Annotated in this window: 25 protein-coding genes and 2 tRNA genes; 14 read left to right on the top strand and 13 right to left on the bottom strand. The window is 72.1% G+C overall.

Translation table 11 applies throughout. The annotated features are described in order from the left end of the window. Positions 1-2: 2 nt before the first annotated feature. Positions 3-671 carry a 2-phospho-L-lactate guanylyltransferase gene (gene cofC, locus VIG79_RS09815; protein WP_331885048.1) on the top strand — a complete coding sequence of 223 codons (669 nt, stop codon included), beginning with the start codon at positions 3-5 and terminating at the stop codon, positions 669-671. Between the two features lie 218 nt (positions 672-889). After that, a complete protein-coding gene (locus VIG79_RS09810) occupies positions 890-1102 on the top strand; it encodes a hypothetical protein (protein WP_331885046.1) in 213 nt (70 codons plus the stop codon). Between the two features lie 87 nt (positions 1103-1189). On the opposite strand, the gene VIG79_RS09805 is transcribed toward VIG79_RS09810, so the two are convergent. From VIG79_RS09805 to leuC, 3 genes are all read right to left on the bottom strand, one after another. Further along, a complete protein-coding gene (locus VIG79_RS09805; protein WP_331885044.1) occupies positions 1190-1825 on the bottom strand; it encodes an HU family DNA-binding protein in 636 nt (211 codons plus the stop codon). Positions 1826-2182: 357 nt separating this feature from the next. Then, a complete protein-coding gene (gene leuD / locus VIG79_RS09800) occupies positions 2183-2824 on the bottom strand; it encodes a 3-isopropylmalate dehydratase small subunit (RefSeq protein WP_331885042.1) in 642 nt (213 codons plus the stop codon). Position 2825: 1 nt separating this feature from the next. Then, positions 2826-4226, bottom strand: coding sequence for a 3-isopropylmalate dehydratase large subunit (leuC, locus tag VIG79_RS09795; protein ID WP_331885040.1), 1401 nt, complete (start codon positions 4224-4226; stop codon positions 2826-2828). A 96-nt stretch (positions 4227-4322) separates the two neighbouring features. Here leuC and VIG79_RS09790 point away from each other — a divergent pair, with 96 nt between their 5' ends. After that, positions 4323-5054, top strand: coding sequence for an IclR family transcriptional regulator (locus tag VIG79_RS09790; RefSeq protein WP_331885037.1), 732 nt, complete (start codon positions 4323-4325; stop codon positions 5052-5054). Between the two features lie 229 nt (positions 5055-5283). Continuing rightward, positions 5284-6432 (top strand): L,D-transpeptidase family protein, encoded by a 1149-nt coding sequence (locus VIG79_RS09785; protein ID WP_331885035.1) that lies wholly within the window; start codon positions 5284-5286, stop codon positions 6430-6432. Here the strand turns inward: VIG79_RS09785 and VIG79_RS09780 are convergent. Next, positions 6426-6950, bottom strand: coding sequence for a DUF4188 domain-containing protein (locus VIG79_RS09780; RefSeq protein WP_331885033.1), 525 nt, complete (start codon positions 6948-6950; stop codon positions 6426-6428). The genes VIG79_RS09785 and VIG79_RS09780 overlap by 7 nt on opposite strands. A 68-nt stretch (positions 6951-7018) precedes the next feature. Here VIG79_RS09780 and VIG79_RS09775 point away from each other — a divergent pair, with 68 nt between their 5' ends. Then, positions 7019-7636: a MerR family transcriptional regulator gene (locus VIG79_RS09775; protein ID WP_331885031.1), complete on the top strand. Its 618-nt coding sequence runs from the start codon at positions 7019-7021 to the stop codon at positions 7634-7636. An 87-nt stretch (positions 7637-7723) separates the two neighbouring features. On the opposite strand, the gene VIG79_RS09770 is transcribed toward VIG79_RS09775, so the two are convergent. Continuing rightward, a complete protein-coding gene (locus tag VIG79_RS09770; protein WP_331885029.1) occupies positions 7724-8956 on the bottom strand; it encodes an aspartate aminotransferase family protein in 1233 nt (410 codons plus the stop codon). 71 nt (positions 8957-9027) lie between these two features. Between VIG79_RS09770 and fgd the strand changes: the two genes are divergently transcribed. Further along, positions 9028-10053 carry a glucose-6-phosphate dehydrogenase (coenzyme-F420) gene (fgd, locus tag VIG79_RS09765; RefSeq protein WP_331885027.1) on the top strand — a complete coding sequence of 342 codons (1026 nt, stop codon included), beginning with the start codon at positions 9028-9030 and terminating at the stop codon, positions 10051-10053. Here the strand turns inward: fgd and VIG79_RS09760 are convergent. Continuing rightward, entirely contained in the window at positions 10004-11242 is a 1239-nt protein-coding gene (locus tag VIG79_RS09760; RefSeq protein WP_331885025.1) for an MFS transporter, read from the bottom strand. The genes fgd and VIG79_RS09760 overlap by 50 nt on opposite strands. 37 nt (positions 11243-11279) lie before the next feature. Between VIG79_RS09760 and VIG79_RS09755 the strand changes: the two genes are divergently transcribed. Further along, positions 11280-11828, top strand: a complete 549-nt coding sequence (locus VIG79_RS09755; RefSeq protein WP_331885023.1) for a CGNR zinc finger domain-containing protein — start codon at positions 11280-11282, stop codon at positions 11826-11828. A gap of 13 nt (positions 11829-11841) precedes the next feature. Here VIG79_RS09755 and VIG79_RS09750 read toward each other — a convergent pair whose 3' ends face one another. Continuing rightward, positions 11842-13086: an aminoglycoside phosphotransferase family protein gene (locus tag VIG79_RS09750; RefSeq protein ID WP_331885021.1), complete on the bottom strand. Its 1245-nt coding sequence runs from the start codon at positions 13084-13086 to the stop codon at positions 11842-11844. 56 nt (positions 13087-13142) lie between these two features. Here VIG79_RS09750 and VIG79_RS09745 point away from each other — a divergent pair, with 56 nt between their 5' ends. Both VIG79_RS09745 and VIG79_RS09740 read left to right on the top strand, forming a co-directional pair. Beyond that, on the top strand, positions 13143-13817 hold the full coding sequence (locus VIG79_RS09745) for a helix-turn-helix domain-containing protein (RefSeq protein WP_331885019.1): 675 nt from the start codon (positions 13143-13145) through the stop codon (positions 13815-13817). After that, positions 13814-14173, top strand: a complete 360-nt coding sequence (locus VIG79_RS09740; protein ID WP_331885017.1) for a VOC family protein — start codon at positions 13814-13816, stop codon at positions 14171-14173. Before VIG79_RS09745 ends, VIG79_RS09740 begins: the two co-directional genes overlap by 4 nt. 134 nt (positions 14174-14307) lie before the next feature. On the opposite strand, the gene VIG79_RS09735 is transcribed toward VIG79_RS09740, so the two are convergent. The 3 genes from VIG79_RS09735 to gltX form a co-directional block, all read right to left on the bottom strand. Then, positions 14308-14380, bottom strand: a tRNA-Glu gene (locus VIG79_RS09735). A 78-nt stretch (positions 14381-14458) separates the two neighbouring features. Further along, a tRNA-Gln gene (locus VIG79_RS09730) sits at positions 14459-14530 on the bottom strand. 88 nt (positions 14531-14618) lie between these two features. Then, positions 14619-16163: a glutamate--tRNA ligase gene (gltX, locus tag VIG79_RS09725; protein WP_331885015.1), complete on the bottom strand. Its 1545-nt coding sequence runs from the start codon at positions 16161-16163 to the stop codon at positions 14619-14621. A gap of 83 nt (positions 16164-16246) precedes the next feature. On the opposite strand from gltX, the gene VIG79_RS09720 reads away from it, so the two are divergent. Both VIG79_RS09720 and VIG79_RS09715 read left to right on the top strand, forming a co-directional pair. After that, the gene (locus tag VIG79_RS09720) at positions 16247-18586 is read left to right on the top strand and encodes a DUF2156 domain-containing protein (protein ID WP_331885014.1); all 2340 of its coding nucleotides are present in this window, start codon (positions 16247-16249) and stop codon (positions 18584-18586) included. 4 nt (positions 18587-18590) lie between these two features. Continuing rightward, positions 18591-18752, top strand: coding sequence for a hypothetical protein (locus VIG79_RS09715; RefSeq protein ID WP_331885013.1), 162 nt, complete (start codon positions 18591-18593; stop codon positions 18750-18752). 9 nt (positions 18753-18761) lie between these two features. Here VIG79_RS09715 and VIG79_RS09710 read toward each other — a convergent pair whose 3' ends face one another. Next, positions 18762-19538: a fumarylacetoacetate hydrolase family protein gene (locus VIG79_RS09710; protein WP_331885012.1), complete on the bottom strand. Its 777-nt coding sequence runs from the start codon at positions 19536-19538 to the stop codon at positions 18762-18764. A gap of 130 nt (positions 19539-19668) precedes the next feature. Continuing rightward, positions 19669-20556, bottom strand: coding sequence for an SGNH/GDSL hydrolase family protein (locus VIG79_RS09705; RefSeq protein ID WP_331885011.1), 888 nt, complete (start codon positions 20554-20556; stop codon positions 19669-19671). Between the two features lie 36 nt (positions 20557-20592). Here VIG79_RS09705 and VIG79_RS09700 point away from each other — a divergent pair, with 36 nt between their 5' ends. Further along, positions 20593-21468 carry a 3-methyladenine DNA glycosylase gene (locus VIG79_RS09700; protein WP_331885010.1) on the top strand — a complete coding sequence of 292 codons (876 nt, stop codon included), beginning with the start codon at positions 20593-20595 and terminating at the stop codon, positions 21466-21468. Here the strand turns inward: VIG79_RS09700 and VIG79_RS09695 are convergent. Further along, positions 21457-24198, bottom strand: coding sequence for a helix-turn-helix transcriptional regulator (locus tag VIG79_RS09695; RefSeq protein WP_331885009.1), 2742 nt, complete (start codon positions 24196-24198; stop codon positions 21457-21459). The two genes, VIG79_RS09700 and VIG79_RS09695, sit on opposite strands and share 12 nt — an antisense overlap. 289 nt (positions 24199-24487) lie before the next feature. Here VIG79_RS09695 and VIG79_RS09690 point away from each other — a divergent pair, with 289 nt between their 5' ends. Next, complete coding sequence (locus VIG79_RS09690) at positions 24488-25567, top strand: class I SAM-dependent methyltransferase (protein ID WP_331885008.1); 1080 nt, start codon at positions 24488-24490, stop codon at positions 25565-25567. A gap of 37 nt (positions 25568-25604) precedes the next feature. Continuing rightward, a partial coding sequence (locus VIG79_RS09685; protein ID WP_331885007.1) for an alpha/beta hydrolase occupies positions 25605-26963 on the top strand: 1359 nt, incomplete at its 3' end.

The following is a 26963-nucleotide window of genomic DNA, read 5'->3' as shown; positions in this document are numbered from 1 at the left end:
CGATGAGCGACTGGATCAACGACCGTACGTCCCGCCTGCGGCCCCCGGCCCCACCGGGCACGTGGCACGTCGTCATCCCCGTCAAGGGCGGCCCTGATGCCAAGAGCCGGTTGCGGGCCCCTGACGGTGTCGACCGGCTGGTTCTGGCCCGCGCTCTGGCCATCGACACGGTCACCGCCGCAGCGGAGGCCGTCGGTCCGCACCACGTCGTCGTCGTGACCTCGGACGCCGAGGTGCTCGCGGCGGTCGCTCCCGTGGGCGTCGGCACCCTCGACGATCCGGGTCGCGGTCTCAACGAGGCCGTCCATGCCGCGCTGGGAGGCCTGCCGTCCGAGCAGCCGGCCGCCGTGCTGCTGGGCGACGTGCCGGCCCTGCGTGCGCCCGACCTCCGAGCGGCCCTGGTGGCGGGTGACGCCTGCGACCGCTGGTTCGTCCCCGATGCGGAGGGCACCGGCACCGTGTTGCTGGGGGCGCGGATGGCGGCCGCGATACGGCCGGTCTTCGGGTCCGGCTCGGCCACTCGGCACGAGTCCGGGGGGAGCACTCGTCTCGCGCTCGACCTCGAACGCCTGCGTCGGGACGTCGACGACGAAGCCTCTCTCGGCGAGGCGCTCCGGCTGGGTGTCGGCCCGAACACCGCCGCACTGCTCGCCCATCTCATCGGGCTCTGAGCCGCAACCGGACCGCTGCAGCCGACGACCCAGTGCAGCGGATCGTGGGAAGAAGTAGACCCTCTGAGGTCACCTTCTTCCCACGATCACACGAGGGCGACGGGCGCGGTACGCGCGGCGCCCGACGGGCCGGCCAGACGACGGTGACCCGGTTGACCGTCGGGGAGCTGCGGATCGCCACGCCCGCGTGAGCCGGTCCTCCGGCTAGGGTGGCCGGCGTGCAGGCGAGCGTCCACGGCTTCGACGAGCAGACGGGGTTCGGCAGCGTGCTGCTGGACGACGGCGTCGAGCGCTGGTTCGACAGCGAGGTGTTCTTCCGCAGCGGCCTACGGCACCTGCGAGTGGGCCAGCGCGTCAGCGTCGAGCTGGGCGGCGAGACGGTGACCCGCCTCTGGATCGTGGGGATCGGCGAGGGCCAGCCGATCCGCTGACGGCCCCGTCGCCCCTCGCGCACCACCTAGACACACGAACCGGGCGGACCCTGATGGGATCCGCCCGGTCGTCGCCGTCGTTGCGGGTCAGGCCTTCCTGGCCGCCCGGCGGGTCGTCGTCTTGGCCGGAGTGGCCTTTGTCGTCGCGGCCTTCCTGGCCGGAGCGGCCTTGGTGGCCGCGGCCTTCGTCGCGGTCGCCTTCTTCGCCGGAGCCGCCTTGGCCGTCTTGGTCGCAGCGGTCCTGGTCGCGGCCGCCTTCGTCGTCGTGGCCCGCTTGGCCGGCGTCGCCTTGGCCGGAGCGGCCTTGGCGGTCTTGGTCGCGGCCGCCTTCGTCGTCGACGTCGCCCGCTTGGCCGCGGTCTTGGTGGCACCCGCCGCGGCGGTGGTGGCCTTGACGGCCGCTCCCGCCGATGCGCGCCCACCGGCGGCCGCAGCCTTCGGGAGCTGGCGCGGGTCGGCGACGACCTTCTTGAACGCGGTGCCGGCGTTGAACTTCGGCACCGTCGTCTTCTTGATCTTCACCGTCTCGCCGGTGCGCGGGTTGCGGCCGGTGCGGGCCCCTCGCGCGACCTTCTGGAAGGTGCCGAACCCGGTGATGCCGACCTTCCCACCCTTGGCGACCTCGCGGATGATGACGTCGAGGACGGCCTCGAGCGCGTCGCTGGCGGCCTTCTTGCTGCCGAGCTTGGACTCGAGAGCACCGATGAGCTCTGCCTTGTTCACGTTTATCCTCCGAAAGCCTGCGGGTCGGGCAGCCGCCCGACGTTGACGCGGCCGGACCGATTCCGGCTCCCTGCAGACGTTAGGCGGTGTCAGCGCGTGAGTCCATCACCGAACGTCGTCATTCCGTTGTCTCGCAACAGATTCGGAGTCGAACGACAGGGTCGTCGCATCTCATGTGCCCCAGGAGTCACAAGCGATGGCCCCGACCCATCCACGTCCGCGGACGTGGCGATGCCGCCGGAAACCTCGAACCGGGTTGCGGCACAACGACTTCAGGCCTCAGTACCCGGCCGTCGAGAGGCTTCGCCCCCACCACGTGGCGGATTCCGATTCCTGGTGCGCCGATTGGCGACCCGGTCAGGACGAGGCGAAGGTACTCTCCGCCGCGACACGCCCATTCGGCGTGTCGACCGGCTCGGTCGTGGGTTTCCATACCGGCCGGCTCTGCTCGAACGTCGTGATGTCGGCCTCGTGACGCAGCGTCAGACCGATGTCGTCGAGTCCCTCGAGGAGTCGCCAGCGCGTGTAGTCGTCGATCTGGAACGGCGCGACGATCTCCCCGGCGGTCACCGTCCGTGACACCAGGTCGACGGTGACCTGCGCGCCCGGCTCGTTGTCGAGGTACTTCCAGATCAGCTCGACGTCGTCCTGGGCGACCTGGCCCGTGAGCAGCCCCGCCTTGCCGCTGTTGCCCCGGAAGATGTCGGCGAACCGCGACGAGATCACGACGCGGAAGCCGTAGTTCATCAACGCCCACACCGCGTGCTCGCGGCTGGACCCGGTGCCGAAGTCCGGCCCGGCGACGAGGACCGAGCCGTGCGCGTACCGAGGGTTGTTGAGGACGAACGACGGGTCGTTGCGCCAGGCACTGAACAAGCCGTCCTCGAACCCGGTGCGGGTCACCCGCTTGAGATAGACCGCCGGGATGATCTGGTCGGTGTCGACGTTGGTGCGCCGCAACGGAACCCCGATGCCGGTATGCGTCGTGAACTGCTCCATCTCAGGCCTCCACCAGGTCGGCCGGCGACGAAAGGGTGCCACGGACCGCCGTGGCGGCCGCGACCAGGGGGCTGACGAGGTGCGTCCGCCCGCCCTTGCCCTGCCGGCCCTCGAAGTTGCGGTTGGAGGTGGAGGCGCTCCGCTCCCCCGGCGCGAGCTGGTCGGGGTTCATGCCCAGGCACATCGAGCAGCCGGCGAGCCGCCATTCCGCCCCGGCCGCGGAGAAGACGTCGTCGAGGCCCTCGGCCTCGGCCTGCAGCCGGACCCGCGTCGAGCCGGGGACGACGAGCATCCGAACGCCGTCCGCGACCTGATGACCCCTGATGACGTCGGCGGCGGCGCGCAGGTCCTCGATCCGGCCGTTGGTGCAGGAACCCAGGAAGACGGTGTCGACGCGGATGTCGCGCAGCTTCGTCCCCGGCTCGAGGCCCATGTACGCGAGGGCGCGCTCGGCGGTCTGCCGGTCACCCTCGTCGGCGAACGACTCCGGGTCCGGCACGCTCTCCGACAGCGGCAGGCCCTGACCCGGGTTCGTCCCCCACGTGACGAACGGGGTGAGGGCGGACCCGTCGAGGTGGACCACGGTGTCGAACTCGGCGTCGTCGTCGCTGCGCAGCCGTCGCCACGACTCGACGGCGCGATCCCAGTCGTCGCCCTGCGGGGCGTGCTGACGGCCCTTCAGGTAGGCGAACGTGGTCTCGTCCGGAGCGATCATCCCGGCCCGGGCGCCGGCCTCGATCGACATGTTGCACACCGTCATCCGGGCCTCCATCGACAGCGTCTCGATGGCACTCCCGCGGAACTCGATGACGTGGCCCGAACCGCCGCCGGTGCCGATCTTGGCGATGACCGCCAGGACGATGTCCTTGGCGGTGACTCCGGGAGCCAGCTCGCCGTCGACGACGACGGCCATGGTGCGGAACGGCTTCAGCGGCAGGGTCTGGGTCGCGAGCACGTGCTCGACCTCGGACGTCCCGATCCCGAACGCCAGCGCCCCGAAGGCACCGTGGGTCGAGGTGTGGCTGTCGCCGCAGACCATGGTCAGCCCGGGCTGGGTGAGCCCGAGCTGCGGGCCGATGATGTGGACGATGCCCTGGTCGATGTCGCCCATGGGGAACAGCGGGACGCCGAACTCCGCGCAGTTGCGCCGGAGCGTCTCCACCTGGGTCTTGCTCACCGGGTCGAGGATGGGTCCGGGCGTCGTCGGGACGTTGTGGTCCTCGGTCGCGACCGTGAGGTCGGTCCGCCGGACCGTGCGACCGGCGAGCCGGAGGCCGTCGAAAGCCTGCGGACTGGTGACCTCGTGGAGGAGGTGCAGGTCGATGTACAACAGGTCGGGTTCACCTTCGGCCCGGCGCACCACGTGCGCCTCCCAGACCTTCTCGGCCAGCGTTCCCGCCATTGTCGAACCTCCACGAGTCTTCAGGCCTTCTCAGCGTGGCCCAACTCCGGCGCGCCGGAACTTGCGTCTCAGGCACTGAGACGGCAGTATCAGTACATGGACAACTCCAGTGGGGTCGGCGTCCTCGACAAGGCGGCCACCGTGTTGAGCGCCCTCGAGGCCGGTCCGGCCACTCTCGCCCAGCTCGTCGGCTCCACGGGACTCGCCCGCCCGACCGCGCACCGCCTGGCCGTCGCCCTCGAGCACCACCGCCTCGTGACCCGCGACATGCAGGGCCGCTTCGTCCTCGGCCCCCGGCTCGCCGAGCTCGCGTCCGCGGCGGGTGAGGACCGCCTGCTCGCCGCCGCCGGCCCGGTGCTCGGTGCGCTCCGCGACCACACCAACGAGAGCGCCCAGCTCTTCCGCCGCCAGGGCGACCAGCGCATCTGCGTGGCTGCCGCCGAGCGCCCGGTCGGCCTGCGCGACTCGATCCCGGTGGGGTCGAGCCTCACCATGCTGGCCGGCTCCGCCGCGCAGATTCTCCTGGCCTGGGAGGAGCCGGACCGGCTCCACCGCGGGCTGCAGGGCGCCAAGTTCAACGCGACAGCCCTCTCCGCGGTCCGCCGCCGCGGCTGGGCCCAGAGTGTCGGTGAGCGCGAGCCGGGAGTCGCCTCGGTCTCGGCGCCGGTCCGCGGGCCGTCCGGCCGCGTGGTCGCGGCGGTGTCGATCTCCGGGCCGATCGAGCGGCTCTCCCGCCAGCCCGGCCGCCTGCACGCGGCAACGGTCGTCGCCGGAGCCAACAAGCTCACCGAGGTGCTCCGCCGCGCGCAGAACACGCACCACGCCTGAGCCGTCACAGGGGCCGTCACAGGGGCCGTCACAGGGGCCGTCACACGGGTAGGTCACGATTTGTTCAAGGCGCGAGTCGAGGCATACCGCCGTTCGCGGCCGCAGCGTACGGTGAGGAGCCCTCACGCGTGCCTCTCGCGACTCGGACGGGGCAACCCCAAGCAGTGGGTATCTCGTAAACACCCGTAGGCCGGCACACCGGCACGGCCAGGCAGATCAGGGGAATGGCATGAGGGCAGGCGCAGGCCTGGTGACGGCTCTTGCGGCGGGAGCGCTGCTGTTGAGCGCGTGCGGTCCGACCGTCGGAGGGGCCGGAGCGATCGACACCCCGACGACGACGGCCACGACCGCCGCCTCGCCGACCACGGCGACACCGTCCACGACGACCGCGACGACCGCGACGACCGCGACGCCGACCACGACGGAGTCGGCTCCGAGCCTGACCTCCACCGCCACGGCGGCGCCGTCCCCGACGGCAGCCGCACCGGCATACCTCATGACCGGCGGCACCAAGGGCGACCAGGTCCGCGAGCTGCAGGCGCGCCTGAAGCAGCTGGAGTGGTACGACGGCAATGTCAGCGGCAGCTACGACGCCGTGACCACTGCCGGGGTTCGCGGCTTCCAGAGCAAGCGCGGTATGGCGGAGTCCGGCTCGGTCGACCAGGCCACCTGGGCCTCGCTCACCTCGATGACCCGGCAGCCGACCAAGGACGAGCTGAGCAACACCCTCACCCCCGGACCGGCGATCCTCAAGCAGGGGTCGACCGGTGCCAAGGTCCGCGACCTCCAGTCCCGCCTGAAGCAGATCGGCTGGTGGAGCGGTGACGTCGTCGACGCCTACGCAGCGACGACCGCCGCGGCCGTGAAGTCGTTCCAGGACAAGCGCCAGATCCCCGTCACCGGCGAGGTCGACCAGCGCACCCTCGACAAGCTCAGCGCGATGACCCGCAAGCCCACCGACGACGAGCTGAACAACGTCAAGCCGACGGCGGCTCCGGTCTCCGCGGCCGGCCTCGACCCGCGGTGCATGAGCGGGCGGGTCATCTGCATCAGCAAGTCGAGCCGGACGCTGACCTGGGTCATCGACGGGGCGCCGCAGATGAAGCTCGCGGTGCGTTTCGGGTCGGAGTACACCCCGACCCGGGAGGGCGTGTTCAGCGTCTTCCAGAAGAGCCAGGACTGGACCTCGACGCTCTACGGCTCGAAGATGCCGTACTCGATGTTCTTCAGTGGCGGCCAGGCCGTGCACTACTCGTCGGACTTCGCGGCCCGCGGGTATGCGGGTGCCTCCCACGGGTGCGTGAACGTGCGTGACCTCGCCGGGATCGCCTCGCTGTTCGGCCAGGTCAACCTCGGCGACAAGGTCGTCGTCTACTGATCCTCGGCGGAGGTCGCGGCCGCTTCCCGGAGGCGGGCGTAGCGCTTCCGGCTGGGCACCGGCACCGAGGACGTCGCCGCGGCCAGCCCTATGACCGGGGTCCCGTCATAGATGCTCTCGTGCGCGCCGGCCGGGACCGCGTAGGTCTCGTGCCAGATGCCCACGACGCCCTGGGCCTTGCGGGCGCGGACGTTGAACGCGGTCCAGGCCGGCCGGTGCTCGTGGTCCGGCGCGGACGCGTACCGGTAGAGGTCCTCCACGCTGCGCCAGTACTGCACCACCGTCACCCCCTTGCCGCCCAGGAGGGTGCGGGCGCCGAGGAACCCGAGGTCCTCGGCCTCACCGCGCGCCGCGGCCGCCCGGTTGCCGTAGAGCTCGGCCAGCATCCTCGGCATCGCCATGAAGACCGGCCCCCACTGGTCTGGTCGGTGCAGCCGGTTGAAGCGCATCCCGATGAGGAACACCCCGATGGCGCCGTCGTGCTCATGGGTCGTCTGGCCGGTCTGGATCTTCGCCACGTCGAGCTCCTTCGAGGGGAAGCGTCCAGTATGGATAGTGTTACTCTCCAATGTCAAGAGGAGGGTGTATGCGGTTCGCAGAGCTCTGCGCCGCGACCGACGTGCCGTCGGCGACGGTGAAGTACTACCTGCGGGAGGGCCTGCTCCCCGCAGGAGAGCGGGTGTCGGCGACGCGGGCACAGTACGGGCCGGAGCACGTCGAGCGGCTGCGGCTCATCCGCGCGCTGGTCGACGGGGCGCAGCTGAGCATCGACGGGGTACGCCGGATCGTCGAGGCCATCGAGCAGCCGCCGCCGTCGCAGCACGACATCTTCGGGGTCGCGCAACAGGCGATCAACGGTCCCCCGCCGGACGTCGAGATCGCCGAGGAGACGCACGCGGCGCTGCGGCGGCTGGGGTGGGGCGAGTGCGAGCCGCGGGCGCTGGCCCACCTCCAGGCCGCGTTGGACACCGCGGAGCGGGCCGGGTTCGCCGTGACCGGAGAGCGGCTGGTGGCCTACGGACAGGCGCTGGGCGAGGTCGCGCGGTACGACGTGGACGCGCTGTTGGCTGATCCCTCCGTACAGACGCCGAGCGGCGCGTTGCGGCACGTCGCGGTCGGGACCGTCGTCACTGACCCCGTTCTCGTGGCGCTGCGGCGACTGGCCCACGAGCAGGAGAGCGAGCGCCGCTTCCGCAACAGCTGACGAGACCGTCAGTAGTGGAGGCCGAACGCCCCGGATCGCCGCAACGACTGACGACGCCGTCAGTCGTTGCGTCGGCGGGATCGCGCGTCAGGCGGCGAGGGCGGCCGTGATGGCGTCGGCCAGGTCGCCGACCTGGTCGTCGGTCATGACGAACGCCGGCGACACCTGGATCCCGCCGGCGCCGACCGCGCGGGTCACCACCCCGAACGAGCGCAGCCGCTTGGCCAGCGCCATGGCCGTCGGCGGGTCGGCCAGCTGGACCGCGGCCAACGCTCCCGTCCCGCACCGAACCTCGACGACGCCCTCGAGCTCGGCCAGCGGGCCGAGCCGCGCAGCGAGCGTCGTCTCCAGCCGGGCCGCCTCGTCGAGCAGGCCCTCCCGCTCGATGACGTCGAGGTTGGCCAGCGCGACGGCCGAGGACGCCGCGTGGCCCGAGTAGGTGTACCCGTGGCGCCACCACACCCCCGGCTGCGGTCCGAAGAACGGCTCCCACACCCGCGGCGCCACGAGCACGGCGCCCATCGGCGCATACCCGGACGTCAGCCCCTTCGCGCAGGTGACGAGGTCCGGCTCCAGCCCGAACTTCGACGACGCGAACCACGCCCCGCCGATCCGCCCGAACCCGGTGATCACCTCGTCAGCCACGAACAGCACGTCCATCTCGGTGCACAGCTTGCGCACCCCCGCGAGGTAGTCCGGGGGCGGCGGGTACACGCCGCCGGCGCCGACCACCGGCTCGCAGAAGAAGGCCGCCACCCGCTCGGGACCGACCCGCTCGACGGTCGCGCGCAGGTCGTCGACGGAGTCCCACTCGACGGTCGCGGTGTCGGGCACCAGGACGCCGTACCCCTCGACGTTGCCCGGGATGCCGCCGAGCGCCGTTCCCGCGTAGTGCATCCCGTGGTACGCCTTCTGGCGACCAATGATCACCGTCTTCTCGGGATGTCCCGCCTCGACCCAGTAGCGGCGGGCCAGCTTGGCCGCGGTGTCGATCGAGTCGGAACCGCCGGACGTCAGGAACACCTTGCTACCGGGTACCGGCGCGATCCCCGCCAGCCGCTCGGCCAGCTCGACGGTCGGCGCCGTCACGTAGTCGCCGAACGTGCTGTAGGCGGCCACCTTCCGCATCTGCGCCGCCGCCGCGTCGGCCAGCTCCGAACGCCCGTGGCCGATGTTCGCGAACCACAGGCCGGCGGTCGCGTCGAGGTAACGGTTCCCGTCGGCGTCCCAGACGTAGGCCCCCTCACCGCGGTCGATGACCAGCTCACCGTCCCGCTCGACGACGGCCATGTCCGAGAACGGGTGCCACAGCGATCCCATGGCCCGGACGCTATCGCGAGCGCACATGGCCCCCAGGAGCAGGTCCAGACCCCCGGGCATACGCTCGCCGTATGGCGCTGAAGATCGGCTACAAAGCCTCCGCGGAGCAGTTCGGACCGCGCGAGCTGCTCGACTACTCGGTGCTCGCCGAGGAGGTCGGCCTCGACTCCGTGATGATCAGCGACCACTTCCAGCCGTGGCGTCACCACGGCGGGCACGCGCCGTTCTCGCTGTCCTGGCTGACCGCCGTGGGCGAGCGGACCAGCCGGGTCCAGCTGGGCACCTCGGTGATGACACCGACGTTCCGCTACAACCCCGCGGTGGTCGCGCAGGCGTTCGGAACGCTCGGTGCGCTCTACCCCGGCCGCGTGATGCTCGGCGTCGGCACCGGCGAGGCGCTGAACGAGGTCGTCGTGGGTTCCGTCGGCGCGCACGGCGAGGCCAAGGAGTGGCCGGAGTTCAAGGAGCGGTTCGCCCGGCTGCGCGAGTCGGTCACCCTGATGCGCAAGCTGTGGACCGAGGACCGCGTCACTTTCGAGGGCGACTACTACGAGACCCAGGACGCCACGGTCTACGACAAGCCGGAGACGCCGATCCCGGTCTACGTCGCCGCCGGCGGACCGCTCGTCGCCCGGTATGCGGGTCGCTCCGGCGACGGGTTCATCTGCACCTCGGGCAAGGGCGAGGATCTCTACGTCGACAAGCTGCTGCCCGCCGTCGACGAGGGTCTGGAGAAGTCCGGCCGGACCCGAGACGACATCGACCGGATGATCGAGATCAAGCTCTCCTGGGACCCCGACCACGACCAGGCCGTGGCCAACACCCGGTTCTGGGCGGCGCTCGCCCTCACCGCCGAGCAGAAGCACGGCACCAGCGACCCGCTCGAGATGGAGAAGCTCGGCGACGAGCTGTCCGACGAGCAGGTCGCGTCCCGCTGGATCGTCTCGGCCGACCCGGACGAGGTCGTCGCGAAGGTCAAGCAGTACGTCGACTGGGGGTTCGACCACCTGGTCTTCCACGGCCCGGGTCACGACCAGTCACGGTTCCTCACAACGTTCGCCGGGCAGGTGCTTCCGGGCCTGCGTGCCCTCGGCTGACCACGGCGCGGTCCGCCACCCGCAGCGCTACCGCGCCGCCCAGGCCGGCCACGACCGGGGCGCTGCCACAGGCGAGTAGCAGGACCCACAAGTCCAGGTCCGCCACCAGTCCGGCGAGCGCCGCTCCCAGCGCGCCGGCGGCCAACTTGAGGCCGGCGCCCAGGCTGAACACCTGAGCCAGCTGGTGCGGCGGCGACCGGCGTTGGCGGGTCAGCAACAACGCCCCGGTCGCGGGTCCGAGCGCCAACCCGGAGAGGGCGAGCAGCGCGGCGACCGCGACCAGGCCCGGCACCGCGGCGGCCGCGGCGATGGGCAGGCCGACGGCGAGCTGACCCCACGCGACCACTGCCGGCGAACGCCGCGCGCTCGCCGGTCGGAGGGTCCAGGCCAGCGACCCCACCAGCGCGCCGACCGGCAGCGCCGCGAGGACCAGCGCAGCGCTCTGGACCGAACCGGACCGGGCCGCCACCACGGCCACCACGACACCCAGGGCTCCGAGCCCCACCTGACCGACACAGCTGACAGCGGTCACCGCGCCCAGCACCGGGTCCCGCATCATCAGCGACCCGGCCCACCGCGGTCGGCCGGCCCTCCTCGCCTCGTCGCCCCGCCGCCGTGGACCCAGGGGCAGCCGGCCGACGACCAGCGCGCCGATGACGCCCCCGACCGCGAGCAGGAGCACCGGCGGCCCCGAGCCGCCGGGGGCGAGCAGGCCGACCAGGGCCGGCCCAGCGACACCGCAGACGTTGTAGACGATGGAGTCGACGCCGAACGCCCGCGGTGCCCGCGACGGGGTGACCAGCTCCCCGAGCCGGCTGCTGAGGCCACCGGTGACCGCCGGAGCCATCGACCCTGCCGCGACGAGCAGCACGAGGACCAGGCCGGGAGGAACGCGGCCCACAGCCGCGGCGGTGAGCCCCAGGCATACCGCGAAGCCGCCGAGGAGCAGCCCGAGCGTCCGGGCCGGGCGTGCGGCGCCGTCGACCGCCCGGCCGACCAGCGGGGCCGCCGCGACCTGGGGCACGAGCAGGGCGGCGACGAGGGCGCCTCCGAGGGAGGCGGAACCGGTCCGTTCGACCGCCAGCAGGACAAGACCCACGCGGGCACCCTCGTCGGCCGTGCGCGCCAACCCGGCGCCGACGACGTACCGCCACACCTGGATCACCTCCTCGACCGGTGACGCGTCCACCGTTGCCGATCGTTGCGTCACCTGTCAAGATGGTGACGTGGATTTCGAGTTCATCGCGGACCGGCCCGTGCTCGACTTCGTCGCCACGGTGGCCGAGCGCGGCACGTCCGACGTCGAGCACCTTCGCGTGCCCGCCGACCTCGCCGACTGGCTCGAGCAGTCCGGGCTCGTCGGCTCGCGGTCGACGGTCACGGCGTCCGACCTGGAGCGCGGCCGCGACGCCCGCGACGCGATGTTCCGGCTCCTGGCCGCCCGCATCGACGGAACCCGACCGGCAGCCCGGGACCGGGCGCTGGTCAACGAGCTCGCGACGCAGCCCGGCCGGCAGGTCTGCCTCGGCCGCGACGCGGCGGTCCGGTGGCGGGGAGACGTGCCGGCGGTGCTGGCGGACCTGGCCCGCGACTGTCTCGCGCTCTACGCGGATCGGGACGGCGAGTCCCTCACGTGGTGCGCAGACCCGCGCTGCACCCGGCCGTTCGTGGACCGCTCCCGCGGACACCGACGCCGGTGGTGCGGGATGCGGGGGTGCGGCGACCGGGCGAAGGCGGCCGCCTACCGGGCCCGCCGCCGCCGCTCGTCGACCTGAGCGCGAGACGCGGTCACGAGCTCGCGGCGATGGCCGCCCGCAACCGGTCCGCCGGGTCGAGCGCGTGGTAGACCCGCTCGGTCACCTCGATGTGGTCGAGGAACCGCTGGTACGTCGCGGCCGCCGTCAGCTGGGCCACCGGACCGAGCAGGTATGCGGCTCGCGCCGGGTCGCTGTCGGGTGCCTGCTCCGCCCACAGCTGGGTCCACAGGGCCGAGATGCGTTCCCGCAGCTCGGGATCGGCCAGTCGCTCGACAAAGGCGCGCTGGTCGACCATCGGGTTACCGACACCGACGTCGCCCCAGTCGAGCAGGGTCAACCGGTCACCGTCGCGCCGCCAGTTGCCGGGGTGCATATCGCCGTGCAGCACGGTGTCCGGTAACCCGCACGCGGCGATGTCGTCCAGGCGGCGCGGCAGCCCGTCGACCAGGGTCTCCACGGCCGCGAGGTCCCCCGCGCTGAGGGCCGTCCGCACCTCCCGCCGGCCCAGCAGCGCCTTCGCCTCCGCCACCAGGGCTCCGGAGCGACGGTCCCGGGCACCGACCGCCAGGACGTGCTCGATGTCGCCGAGGAGGGCACCCTGGACGGCCACCCATCGCCGCACCATGGCCTCCGCCACAGCGCCGTCGCTGAGCCCGAACTCGTCCTGCCCGGGGACGTGCTCCATGAGGATCGCCCGCCGTCCGGGGTCGTGCGCGAGGACCACCGGCACGAGCTCCGGGTCGACGGCCGCCACCCGCCGGATCACGCTCCCCTCGTCGGCGAGGAACGGCGGCGTCGCCTTGAACCACACCTCCCCCGCGTCGGTCGGCGCGGTGACGACGACCGAGAGGTTCCACGTCTTGCGCTGTCGGAGCACCCCGGTCCGGCGCCGGCCGTGGGCCCGCAACGCCGCGTCGACCCATGCGGGCAGGTGGTCGAGGCCTCCGGGCTCGGCCCACCACAGCCGGTTCGTGGCGTCGCTCTCGAGGGCGGCGGCGACCGGTCCGGCCGCCGGTGTCGTCGGGGTCGACGGCCCGGACCGGATCTGGGCGAGGTAGGTGACCTCGCCACCGGCATGGTCGGCGTCGGTCGTGAGCAGCCGCAGCACGGTGACGACGAGGCCGTAGCGCGCCTCCACCGCGGCCACCACGGCGTCCACCTCGGGCCACCACCGCGGGGTGACGACGACCGGTGACGGGAGCTGGCCGACGACCTGACCGTCGTCGGTGCACAGCACGACGGTGACCGACCGCTCGTCGGCGAGCGCGGGAGGCATACGCGGAGGCTAGCGAGCCCCTTTCGCTAAGGGTGGTCCATAGCTAACCTGGGTGGATGCCCACGGCGACCGCGGATCGCGGGGCCGCCCGGCCCTACCGCTCACGCATCAGGGCCGAGCAGGCCATGCGGACGCGATCCCGGATCCTCGGGGCCGCCCACCGGCTCTTCGTCGAGCACGGTTACCCGGCGACGACCATTCGCTCGATCGCCGACGGGGCGAGCGTCGCGGTGCCGACCGTCGAGCTGCTCTTCGGGACGAAGTCGCGACTCCTCACCGCGGTCATCGACGTGGCCATCGCCGGCGACGACGAGCCGGTCGCCGTCCTCGACCGGGACTGGGCGACCGTTGCGCGCCGGCAGACGAGCGCACGCGGACTGCTCCGCGTCACCGCCACCGTCCTGCGCGCCGCCCAGGAACGCTCGGCCGGCGTGATCCTGGCCGCGTACGAGGCGGCCGCGAGCGACCCGGTGGTGGCTCGGCTCGTCGACGACCAGGAACAGCGCCGCGCGATCACGGCGCGATGGATGGTCGACGGCGTCGCCGCGCTGTCGCCGCTGCGGCCCGGCCTCACGGCCGGCGACGCCACCGAGTCGGTCTGGCTGCTGATGGACCCGGCGGTGTTCGTCCGGCTGACCCGCCGGCGCGGCTGGCCGCCGGAGCGTTACGAGACCTGGTGGGCCGAAAGCGTGCTCCACCTGTTGACCGACAACACCACGGAGGAACGATGACCATCGTCCACGGCCAGGTCTGCTATCTGCAGGTCCCCACCACGGACCTCGCGGCGTCCGCCCGGTTCTACGCGGCCGTTCTGGGCTGGCAGACCGATGCCGGCGAGGCGGGGTTCGAGGCGCCGGGGGTGATCGGCCAGTTCGTCACCGACCGGCCGCCCGCACCGGACGCCGGCGTGGTCCTGTGGGTCGCGGTCGAGGACGTCGACGCGGCCCTCGGCGCGGCCGACGCCAACGGTGGCCGGGTGCTCGACGCCCCCTCGCCCGACGGCCCGACCCGCGTCCTCACGACGGTGGCCGACCCGTCCGGGAACCCCGTGGGCCTGGTCAGCCACGCGGGAGGCGTCCAGCAGTAGAAGCCGCCACCGAACTCAGAAGTTTGTCGGTCTGGAGCGGCTTCAGGCCGAAACCCGACAGACATCTGAGTTCAGTCGCCCGACAACGGAGCGGGCCCGGACCAGACGGTCCGGGCCTGCGGTCACCACGTGGGTAGCCCCGACGGGATTCGAACCCGCGCTACCGCCTTGAGAGGGCGGCGTGCTAGGCCGCTACACAACGGGGCCCTAGCTGGAACGAGACCCTACCCGGACAGCGTGGTCACGACCGAATCGGTCGGGCTTCCGAGAGAGCTCATCCACTCGCTGGGGTACCAGGACTCGAACCTAGAACAACTGAACCAGAATCAGCCGTGTTGCCAATTACACCATACCCCATGGGGGTATCGCCTTCGACGCGTCACAGGTGACGGCCACCGACGAGACCGAGGAGCGATGTTACCGGTCCTGCGCGCCCGCCCCCAAATCAGAGCGTGGCGCGCAGTGCGTGGATCCGTGCCAGGGTCGACGTCTTGCCCAGAATCTCCATCGACTCGAACAGCGGCGGAGACACCCGCTGGCCGGACACGGCGGTCCGCAGCGGCCCGAACGCGAACTTCGGCTTGATCCCCAGCTCGTCCACGACCGCCTCGCGCAGAACGCCCTCGATCGCCGCGGCCGACCACCCGCTCTCCGACCCGAGCAGCCCCCGCGGCTGGTCGTCGATGTCGCCCAGGACCCGCAGGGCGGCGTCGAGGACGGCCGCCGAGTCGCCGTTCAGCTGTGCGCGGGCGTCGTCCGCGATCTCGATCTGGTCGTCGCCGACGAAGAACGGCCGGACCAGTGGCGTGGCCTCGGACAGCTTCCCGATCCGGGTCTGGATGAGCTCGGCGACCGCCATCAGCCGGCCCAGCTCGCCCAGTGACGGCGAACCCGTCAGCACGCCGTCGGCCTCGAGGTAGGGCAGCAGCCGCGAGGTGAAGTCGCGCCCGTCGAGACCCCGGATGTAGACGCCGTTGAGCCAGTCGAGCTTGTCGAGGTTGAAGATCGCCCCGGCGCGGTTGACGTCCTCCCAGCGGAACCGCTCGGTGAACTCCGCGAACGAGAACACCTCGCGCTCCGTCCCGTCGGCCTCGACGATCGGCGGGTACCCCTGCAGCGCAAGGAAGTTGACCAGCGCTTCGGGCAGGTAGCCCTGTTCCTTGAACCAGGTCAGCCGGGCCCACGGGTTCTTCCGCTTCGAGATCTTGGCCTTCTTCTCGTCGCGCAGCAGCGGCATGTGCGCGAACTCCGGCGGCGTCAGCCCGAGCCACCGGTAGAGCAGGAGGTGCTTCGGGGTGGACGAGATCCACTCCTGGCCGCGGACGACGTGGGTGATCCCCATCTCGTGGTCGTCGACGACGACGGCGAGGTGGTAGGTCGGGAACCCGTCCGCCTTGAGGATCACCTGGTCGTCGGGGCGCGGGGCCCGGGTGCGCCCCATGATGAGGTCGTCGAACTCCAGCTCGACGTCATCGGGGACGAGCATCCGGACCACCGGCTCGGGGGAAAACCCCGGCATACCGGCGCGTTCCTCCCGGGTCAGCCCGAGACACAGCCGGTCGTACCCCGTCGGCAGCTTCGCGCGTTGCTGCTCCTCGCGCATCTGCGCGAGCCGCTCCGGTGAGCACCAGCAGTGGTAGGCCTTCCCCTGCTCGAGGAGACGGTCCGCATACGGCCGGTAGGTGTCGAGCCGCTCGGACTGACGGTAGGGGGCGTCCGGGCCGCCGAGGTCAGGGCCCTCGTCCCAGGTGAGCCCCAGCCAGTGCAGCGTGTCGTAGAGCTGCTGCTCGCTGGTCGGCGAGAACCGGGCCCGGTCGGTGTCCTCGATCCGCAGGATGAACCTTCCGCCCTGCTGGCGCGCGTACGCGAGGTCGAACATCGCCATGTAGGCGGTGCCGACGTGCGGGTCACCGGTCGGCGACGGCGCGACGCGGAGGCGGACGGGACGGGTCGACGTGGTGTGCGCGAACGGTGCGGCGGACTTGCTCATGGTTCTGCCAGCCTACGAGACGGACCGGTGCGCTCGGCTACTGTGGAAATCGTCCGGAGCCGCGTCGCTGTCCGAGGAGTGGGGTGTCCCAGGTCAGCACGTCGTCCGGGAGTAGCGAGAGGGAGTCGACCTCGTTCCTCCAGTCGCTGCGCCCCCTCCTCGACATCGCCAAGCGCGTTCCCTACACCGTGTCGATCGTGGTCGTCATGGTGGTCCTCGGCTTCGTGAGCCAGGCCTTCTGGAGACCGATCAGCGAGTCCGGCTGGTGGCCGCACGTCGCCTACGGGCTGCCGGCCCTGGAGGAAGGTCGCTGGTGGACCCCGATCTCCGGCGCCTTCTTCGCCCGGATCCCCGCGCAGTACATCCCGGTGCTCGGCGGCTACATCCTCATGGCCGGCTTCGCGGAGTGGCGGCTGGGCACCCGGTGGACGGTCATCACGACCGTGGCCGGTCAGCTGTTCGGCACCCTCGGCGCCGCCGCGCTGCTGGCCATCTTCCGCAACGGCGACTGGACCTGGGCCGTCGACACCGGACGCGCGCTCGACGTCGGGTTCTCCACGGGTGCGATCTGTGCCTTGGTCGTGGCGGCCATGACCCTGCGAGCACCGTGGCGGGCCCGCATCGTCGTCGCCGTCTTCGGCTACTGCCTGGTCAGCCTGGTCTGGGTGGGCCTGGTGTGGGACATCGAGCACATGCTCGCCGCGACCCTCGGCCTCGCGATCGGATGGCCTCGGGCGCGCAGCCTCTTCGAGGGTGACGGCCACCTGTCCCGCCACGAGGCCCGGGTCATCGCGACGGCGCTGATCGTCCTCATCGCGTTCGCGCAGATCCTCGCGATGGTCTTCCCGGAGGACGGGCCGCTCGGCCCCGAGGAGACCGTCGTCGGCCGCCCGCTCATCGTCCTCTTCGTCGTCGCGGAGCTGCTCGTGGCCGCCGGCCTGCACCGAGGCAGCCGCCTCGCGTGGAGTGCGGCCACGGCCTTGGCGATCACCGGGCTGCTCACCTCGACTGCGCTCCGCCCGGTGCCTCGCGGCGTCGCGGCGGCCGTCGTCTTCCTCCCGCTGCTGATCGTCCTGGTCCGGACCCGGCGGGCCTACACGGCCAAGGTCATCCCGCCGTCGTCGACCCGGATGACCCGCGACCTGGCCCTGCTCGGCATCGGGTTCATGCTCTACGTCGTCCTCGGGTTCATCGTCATCGAGGACTTCACCCCGCCGCCGGACTTCGTCATGGAGGCCCGCGAGCTCCTCGCCCGGCTGTTCTTCTCCAGCAGCGGGACGTTCCAGGCGACCGGCCGTCCTGGGAGGGTCTTCCTCGTGTCCCTGTCGCTGATCCCCATCATCGTCTTCTTCAGCGTGCTCCTGCTGCTGCTGATCCGGACCCGGAAGCCGGTCGCGACGGTCAACCGTGAGCGGACCATCGAGCTGTTGCACACCTACGGCGGCGGCAACCTCTCCTGGATGACCACCTGGCCGGACAACGCGCACTTCATCACGGCCGACGGCCAGGCGGCCATCGCCTACCAGGTCAAGAGCGGCACCGCGATCGCGCTCGGCGACCCCATCGGCGACTCGTCGTCGGTGTCCCACGCGGTCATCGAGTTCGTCCACTACTGCGAGACCCACGGCTGGATGCCGTCCTTCTTCTCGTCGACCCGCGTGGTGCTGCCCCAGGCCCAGAGCCTCGCCTACCGCTACGTCCAGGTGGCCGAGGACACGGTGATCGACCTGCCCGACCTGCAGTTCAAGGGCAAGGCCTGGCAGGACGTTCGCACCGCTCTGAACCGCGCGGCCAAGTCCAACATCCAGTTCCGGGTCGTCCGACTGGTCGACGAGTCGTTCCAGATGGTCCAACAGGCCCGCGGCATCTCCGAGCAGTGGGTCTCGGACAAGGGCCTGCCCGAGATGGGGTTCACCCTCGGCGGTATCGACGAGGCCCTCGACCCCGAGGTCCGGGTCGGGCTGGCCGTCGACGACCACGGCGTCCTCCAGGGGATCACCTCGTGGCTGCCGGTCTACGGTCCGGACGGCGTCGTCACCGGCTGGACCCTCGACGTTATGCGTCGGCTGCCCGACGGGTTCCGGCCGGTGATGGAGTTCATGATCGCCTCGGCCTGCTTGGCCTTCAAGGAGCAGGGCGCCCTCACCGTCTCGCTGTCCGGCGCACCACTCGCCCGCTCCGAGGACGACGTGGACAGCATCGGTGCGGTCGACACCCTGCTCAACCAGCTCGGCGAGATGCTCGAACCGGTCTACGGGTTCCGGTCGCTGCACCAGTTCAAGACCAAGTTCAAGCCGCGCTACGAGCCGATGTACATGGTCTTCCCCGACGAGGCCGCGCTCCCCCGCGTCGGGGTGGCCCTGACCCAGGCGTTCCTCCCGGACGCCCGGCTGCGCGACTACGCGTCGGTGCTCCGGAGCTGACCGGGTGAGCCTGGGTCCTCCCGGCGCCGCCCCGGCAACGGAGATCCGCGAGCCCGGGATCCGCCGCACGGTATGGCGTCGGTGGCAGCGCCGTACCGAGAACCCCGCCGACCTGCGGACGGTGCACGCCGCCTACGCGCGACTGGACCTCGCCCTGGCGTCGTGACCGCCGGCGTCAGCGCCGGACGAAGGGGTTGTCGAGCGTCCCGATGCCCTCGATCTCGACGCTGACCCGCTGCCCGGCCGTCACCGGCCCGACACCGCTCGGCGTCCCGGTGAGGATGACGTCACCGGGCAGGAGGGTGAAGGCGGCCGAGGCGTACGCGATGAGGTCGGCGACCTGGTGGACCATGTCGGCCGTGGTCCCGTCCTGGACCACCTCGCCGTCGAGCCGGGTGACGAGGCGCAGGTCCGAGACATCGAGCTCGGTCTCCACCCACGGCCCCAACGGGCAGAACGTGTCGAACCCCTTGGCGCGCGCCCACTGGCCGTCGGTCTTCTGCAGGTCGCGCGCCGTGACGTCGTCGGCGACCGTGTAGCCCCAGATGCAGTCGAGCGCGTCCTCGACGCGGACGTCCTTGGCGATCTTGCCGATGACCACGGCCAGCTCGCCCTCGTAGTGGACGTTCGTGCTCTGGCGCGGGATGACGACCGGGTCACCCGGTCCGACGACGGCGGTGTTGGGGATGAGGAACATCAGCGGCTCGGCCGGCACCTCGTTGCCCATCTCCCGGGCGTGGTCGGCGTAGTTGCGGCCGATCCCGATCACCTTGCTGCGCGGGATGACCGGCGCGAGCAGCCGGACCTCCTCCAGGGGGATCTCGCCGTCGCCGGGCACCACGCCGATGTAGAGCGGGTCGCCCTGGAGAGCGAGCACCACCTCGTGCCCCGGTTCACCCTCGACGACTCCGTATGCCGGGTCCTCCCCGGTCGTGTACCTCGCGATCCGCACGTCCCCCACCCTAGGACCGAGGCGGGAGGGGCGGCCGCGCAGGCTCCGCGCACCGTCCGTCGCTCAGCGCACCGTATTCCGAGTCCTGAGCGACGCGCGATGTGCTGAGCCGGACCAGCGCCAGCCTGGCTCAGCGGGCCGTGAGCACCGCCGCCGCCATCGCCGCATACCCGGCGTCGTTGGCGTGGATGTCGTTCCGAGAGCACATCCAGGTCCAGTCGCAGATGCGCTTGACGTTCGTCGGCTGCGGGGAGCCGGACCCGTCCGTGGTGGCGAACGCTCCCGCGACGTCGGCGACCTTCGCCGTGACCGCCGTGGCTGCCTTGGTGATCTCGGCGTTGAGGCCGCCGAGCAGGGCCTGCGACTGCGTAGCGGTCGCCTGGCCCTCAGGACCGGTGAGCCAACCGGCGAGCAGCGGGTTGTAGTAGGTCAGCACCACGATCGGTACCGAGGGCGCGGCCGCCCGGATCTGACCCAGGATGGTCGCCAGCTCCTTCGCCACCGTCGTGGTGGTGCTCGTCGCGCAGGCCTGGTCGAGAGCCGGGCGAGCGCAGCGCAGGACATTGTTGGCCCCCATGTCGAGCGTGATGAGGCGGGTGGTCGCCGCGTTGCCCTTGAGGAACGCGACCGCTGCGGCGATCTGGCTGCCCTCCGGGTAGCGGCACAGACCGCCGCGCAGCATCGACGTCGTCGTCTCGCCGGAGCAGCCGAGGTTCGTCAGCTGCGTGCCCGGCTGGGTCTTGCGGACGCCCTCCAGCACCGGACCCGCATACCCGCGGGTCTTCTGGTCGCCGCCGGGCGGCTGGTAGCCGGCGGCGAGCGAGTCGCCCAGAGCGAGGTACCAGCCGGTCGCGGCCGCGGTCGGGCTGCTCGACGTCGGCGCGGTGGTCGGCGACGGGGGCGGAGTCGTGATCGTCGCCACGATGCCCTGCGGCACGCTCGGTTCCGGCGCGGCGCTCGAGCAGGCGGCCAGCAGTCCCAGCGCGACCGCCGACAGCACGGCGAGGAGACGGCTCATCGGCCAAGGCTGCCAGACGGCCTAGAGTTCTTCGCCGTGGACGTCCTTCGCGAGCCGGAGTGGAGAGCACGCGAGCGCGCCCACGCCGACCGGGTCGACGCGGCCACCGCCGGACACCGGGCGCGTCGCGTGGACGGGGCCAAGCACCCGGTCGAGGACTTCCTGTTCACCTACTACGCCAACTCGGTGACCGCTCTCCGGCGCTGGCACCCCGGCGCCGGCGTCGGGCTGGACGAGGCGGCGGGGACCGAGCGGGCGTCCTGGCGGTACCACCGCGCCGACCGTCGCGTCGTCACCGTCGACCTCGACGCGTACCTCGCCGAGCGCGGGACCCGGGTCGCCACCATCCGCCGTCTCCTCGCTGCGACCCTCGACCGGCCGGGCCAGTTCGGCTGTTTCGGGCTGCACGAGTGGGCCATGGTGCACCGCCTGGACCAGGGCGGTGTGCGGCACCCGGACTGGCCGCTGCGGCTTGGAGCCGCCGCCACCGACCGGGTCGTCGAGACGCACCAGCTCGCCTGCTCACACGTCGACGCGTTCCGGTTCTTCACCCCGACGTCCCGGCCGCTCAACGCGCTGCAACCGACGCGGGACCAGCAGGTCGCCCTGGAGCAACCGGGCTGCCTGCACGCGGGGATGGACTGCTACAAGTGGGCGTACCAGCTGGTGCCGTTCGTTCCGAGCGAGCTGGTCATGGACGGCTTCGACCTGGCCCGCGACATCCGGGTCCTCGACATGCGCGCCTCGCCGTACGAGCTGAGCGCCCTGGGGTACCCGGCGATCCCGATCGAGACCCGCGAGGGCAAAGCGGAGTACGTCGAGGCCCAACGAGCGTTCAGCGTCCGCTCGCAGGACCTCCGGCGCCGGCTTCTCGACGCGACCGCCGCCGCACTGGCCGCGTCAGCCGTCTGACGCCACGAGGTCGGCCAGCTCGCGGCGGTTGGTGACGCCGAGCTTCGTGTAGACGTGCCGCAGGTGGTACTCGACGGTCTTCGGGCTGAGGAACAGTGCCCCCGCCGTCTCCCGCGTGGTGCGGCCGTCGACCAGGAGCTGGACGATCTGCCGCTCGCGGGGCGTGAGCAGGTCCAGTCCGGTCGCGCCGTGGGGGGCGACGGTCACGCCGGTCGCCGCCAGCTCGTCCGCGGCGGCAGCGGCCCACGGCCGCGCCCCGAGCCGCTCGAACGCCTGGTATGCGTCCTGCAGCCGGCCCCGCGCGTCGACCCGCCGCCGGGCCCGCCGCAACCGTGACCCGTACGCCAGGGTGGTTCGCGCGGTCTCGTAGACGTCGGGCGTAGCGGCATGGAGGGTCAGCGCCGTCCCGAACGTCGCGTCGATCTCGTCGTCGGCCGCCAGCAGCCCCGTCGTGCGCCAGGCCCGGGCCAGCGACCACGGCTGGCCCTTGCGCTCCGCATCCCGACGATGCCCGGCCGCCACCGCGGCCGCCCCCTCGAGATCCCCCATGCGGAGCAGCACCTCGGCCAGCTCGGGAGCGGGCGAGAGGTCGACGTCTCGGATCCGCGAGGCGTCGAGGAGCGCGACCAGGGACGCATACCGGGCCCGCGCCTCGTCCATGTGCCCCGCGCCGAGCTCCAGGTCGCCCAGCGCGAACCCGGCCCAGATGCGCGCAATCATCACCCGGCGCGGAGCGGCGAGGGCGACGGCGCGCTGGGCATGCTGGCGCACGGCGACGTCGTTGCCCCGCCGAGCCTCCAGCCACGCCAGGCCGGCCAACGACGTCGCCAGCTCGGTGGTCTGACCGAGCTCCTCGGCCAGGGCCGCCGCCTCCGCGTAGTCGGTCACGGCGGCCGCCCAGCGGTCGGTCGTGGCCTCGTCCCGGGCCAGGTGGAACAACAGGTGCGGCAGACGACCCACAGAAGTGTCCGCCCGCGCCGCCTCGACCGCCCGGAGGAGGCGGCGCGTCGAACCCTCCTCCCGAAGGAACAGGGCGCTGACCATCAGCCAGGTCGCGTCGAACTCGTCGGTCGGCCGCGCGTCCTCGCCGCCGAGCAGCGCAAAGCCCTCACGGAGCGAGACCGAGCCGTCCTGGCCGTCGAGCACCTGCGCCATCCCCACCGCGAGGCGGCCGATCGCGGCCGCACTGCCGCCCACGCCGCGGTCGAGCAGGGACTCGGCCAGCCGTTGGGACTCCCGCGCCACGTCGCCGTCGGCGAGGTAGAAGGCCACGTCGACGGCCTCGGCCACGAGGTGCAGCGCCCGGCTCGGGTCGGCCTCCGCGACCTCCCGGGCGGCCGCCACGAGGATGGCCCAGGCCTCGTCGAGCGCACCGCTGCGTGTCGTGATGGCGCCCCGCAGCGCACCGGCCCGGCTTCGCGTTCCTGCCGGTACCGCGCCTGCCGTCGCCTCGTCGAGCAGCCGCAGCGCCCAGGCAGTGTCCCCCGCGTCGAACGCCGCGGCGGCCGCCGCAACGCCCCGGTCGGCCCGTCGCACCGCGTCGTCGGTCAGCTGGGCTGAACGCTCCAACGCCGAGGCGGCGACGGCGTACGCCCCGCGACCACGGGCCTCGGAGCCGACGATCTCGAGCGCGTCGGCCGCCGAGGCGTCCGGCCCCAGGGCCGCCGCCGCGCCGTGCCACGCCCGCCGAGCCGTCTCGTGCCGGGGCAGCGCGGCGACGACCGCGCCGTGGACCGCCCGGCGCCGGTCCGGCGTCAGGCTGGCGTACGCCGACGAACCGACCAGCGGGTGTGTGAAGACGACCCGGTCGGCCGTGGTCCGGACCAGTCCGGCCGACTCGGTCAGCGGCAGGGTACCGGGATCGAGGTGGAGGACCAGCGCCCCGCCGAGGACCACGCGCAGGTCCCCGGCCGCCGCCTCGACCAACGCGAGCAGGGTGGTCGCCTCCGACCCGACCGCCCTCGCGCGCCGGACGAACCCCTCCGCGAGCGCCGCCGGCACCGGGAGGGGTGCGACCGCGTTCTCCCCCGGCGACCCGGTCTCCGACTCGGCGGCCGTCCGGGCGAGCTCGACGATGGCCAGCGGGTTTCCGCCGGTCGCCCGATGGACCCACGCCACCCGGTCGGGGGCACCAGAGGCGGTGTCGGCCGACCGCAACAGGTCGGCGGTGCCCGCCTGGTCCAGCCCGGTGATCGCCAGGACCGGGAGGTCGGCGGCCCGCAGAGGGCTCGGCTCGCCCTCGCGAAGAGCGGCCACCACGAGGATCGGGTCGGCGACCAGTCGGCGGGCGGCGAACACCAGGGCTTCCGCAGAGGGACGGTCGAGGTGGTGCGCGTCGTCGAGCAGGATGGCCATCGGCTGGCGCTCGGCGCGGCGGGTCATCACCCCGAGCGTGGCCGCGCCCACCGCGAACCGGTCCGGCGGCGGTCCGGTGTCGAGGGCCAACGCGGTCCGCAGCGCAGCGGCCTGCGGGGGTGGCAGGTCGTCCAGGTCGGCTATCGCGCCGCCCATAGCGAGCGCGAGCGCACCGAACGGCAGGTCGCGCTCGGCCTCCGCACCGGCGACACGGATGACGTACATCCCTTCGGCCCGGCTCGCGACGTAGTCGAGCAGCGTGGTCTTCCCGATCCCCGGCTCGCCGACGAGCAGGAGCACACCGCTGCGGCCCAGCCGGGCCCCCGCGACGAGCGCGTCGAGGGCCCGTCGTTCGGCCTCCCGCCCCACGAGCACCTGCCGAGTCTAGGAACCGGAGCGCCCTCCTGGCGCAGCCGGCAGACCTAGCGGTCGACGGTCCATGCATGAGCGGCTGCTCCATAGGATCCCGTCGAGCAGCCGCTCATCCGTGGAGTCGTGATGACCGAGGGACGCATGGTGCGCGAGGCTCGTTGCGGGTTGCGATGGCCCACGACTAGGGAGGTACCCGGATGCGGCGGATACCCCCGGGGCTGGACCGTGGGCGTACCGACAACAACGTCTCCGCTGCCGGCACGAACCGGCCCACCTACGAAGGACCACCACCATGACCGCAGTCACCTCTCCTCCCGCCGTCGACGGCGACGTCCTCATGGGCTTCGTCTTCCGCGCCATCGACGAGGTGGGCGCCTCGCTCAACACCGCCCTCGTCGTCATGGGCGACCGGCTCGGCTACTACCGCGCCCTCGCGGAGCAGGGCCCCCTCACGCCGAACAGCCTGGCCCACCTCACCAACACCGCCGAGCCGTATGCGCGGGAGTGGCTCGCCGCCCAGGCCGCCGGCGGGTACCTCGGCTACGACCCCGAGACCCGTACCTTCTCGATCTCGCCCGAGGTCGCGATGGCGATGACCGACGAGACCAGCCCCGCCTACCTGCCGGGCTTCTTCCAGATCGCCTACGGCACCATCCGCGACGCGAACCGCATCTTCGAGGCGGCCGCCACGGGCGACGGCCTCGGCTGGCACGACCACAACTCCGATGTCCACGTCGGCTGCGAGCGGTTCTTCCGACCGGGCTACCTCGCCAACCTCACCGCCTCCTGGCTGCCGGCGCTCGACGGCGTCGTGGCCAAGCTCGAGGGCGGCGCGAAGGTCGCCGACATGGCTTGCGGTCACGGCTCGTCCAGCGTGCTGATGGCCCAGGCGTACCCCGCCTCGCGGGTCCACGGCTCGGACTACCACGGCGCCTCGATCGACGTCGCCCGCGAGCGGGCACAGGAGGCCGGCGTGGCCGACCGCACCGAGTTCGAGGTGTCCGGTGCCGACGGGTTCTCCGGGACCGGGTTCGACCTCGTCACGACCTTCGACGCCCTGCACGACATGGGCGACCCGGTCGGTGCCGCCCGGCACGTCTACGACGCGCTCGCCGACGACGGCACCTGGATGGTCGTCGAGCCGGCGGCCGGCGACCACGTGGAGGACAACTTCACGCCGGTCGGTCGCGCCTACTACGGGTTCTCGACGTTGCTCTGCACCCCGGCGTCGCTGTCCCAGGAGGTCGGGCTGGCGCTCGGCACCCAGGCCGGCCCGGCCAAGATCCGCGACGTCGTGACGGCCGCCGGGTTCACCCGGTTCCGGATCGCGGCGCAGACCCCGCTCAACACCATCTTTGAGATCCGTAAGTAGGTCGAGAAACCCCGACCGGCGCGAGGAGACTGAGCGGATGAGCGAGTTCGCGCTCCCGGAGGGGATCGCCTCGACGACCGGTGTCGTGGACCGGGACGGCGTACGCCTGTCGTACGCCGTCTCGGGCAGCGGCCCGGTCACGATCCTGCTGCTCCCGAGCTGGTCGATCATCCCGGCGCGGTTCTGGAAGGCGCAGGTTCCGTACCTGTCCCGTCACTACCGCGTCGTGACGTTCGACGGACGCGGCAGCGGCGACTCCGGTCGTCCCGAGGGAGCCGCCGCGTACACCGACGCGGAGTATGCGGCGGACGCGCTCGCGGTCCTCGACGCCACGGACACCGACCGGGCCGTGGTGGTCGGGCTCTCCTGCGCCGCCGCGTGGGGCGTCCACCTCGCCGCGGACCACCCCGACCGGGTCAGCGGTCTCCTGGCGCTCGGTCCGGCCTGCGGGTTCGACATCCCCGCACCCCGCGACGCCTACTGGTGGGGCGACCGCGTCGACACCACCCGGGGGTGGGCCAAGTACAACAAGTACTACTGGCTCGAGGGCGACTACGACGACTTCGCGCGGTTCTTCTTTTCCGAGCTGTTCACCGAACCCCACTCCACCAAGCAGATCGAGGACTGCGTCGCCTGGGCGCACGAGATCGCCCCGTCGACGTTGGCCGACACGACCGCCGGACGGCTCGGGGTGGACGGAGCGGTGTGCGAGCGGATCGAGCCGTTCTGCGAGCGGGTCCAGTGCCCGGTGCTCGTCATCCACGGCACCGACGACCACATCCGCCCGCACGCCTACGGGGAGCGGCTCGCCGAGCTGACCGGCGGCGAGCTGCTCCTCGTGCAGGGCGCCGGCCACGGGATCATGTCGCGCGACCCGGTGCTGTTCAACGAGGAGCTGCGCCGGTTCGTCGACCGGATCCATCCCCCAACCGTCCCGCCGCGCACGCGGTCGCGGGTCCGCGCCCCGTCCCGTCCGCGGCGGGCGCTCTACCTCTCCTCCCCGATCGGGCTCGGCCACGCCCGACGCGACGTGGCCATCGCCGGCGAGCTGCGCCGGCTGCACCCGGACTTGCAGATCGACTGGCTGGCGCAGCATCCCGTCACTCGCGTGTTGTCCGCGGCCGGCGAGACCCTGCATCCTGCGTCCCGCTGGCTGGTCAACGAGTCCACCCACATCGAGAGCGAGTGCGGCGAGCACGACCTCAACGCGTTCCAGGCGATCCGCCGGATGGACTCCATCCTCGTCAACAACTTCGGCGTGTTCCGCGACGTCCTCGACGAGGAGCCCTACGACCTCGTCGTCGCCGACGAAGCGTGGGACGTCGACTACTTCCTGCACGAGAACCCTCAGGTCAAGCGGGCACCGCTGGCGTGGATGACCGACTTCGTCGGATGG

The organism is Lapillicoccus sp., assembly GCF_036559105.1.
In the GTDB taxonomy this organism is placed as follows: domain Bacteria; phylum Actinomycetota; class Actinomycetes; order Actinomycetales; family Dermatophilaceae; genus Lapillicoccus.
Note: the sequence above shows the minus strand (reverse complement) of the source record. Positions and strands in the feature narration are given on the sequence as shown.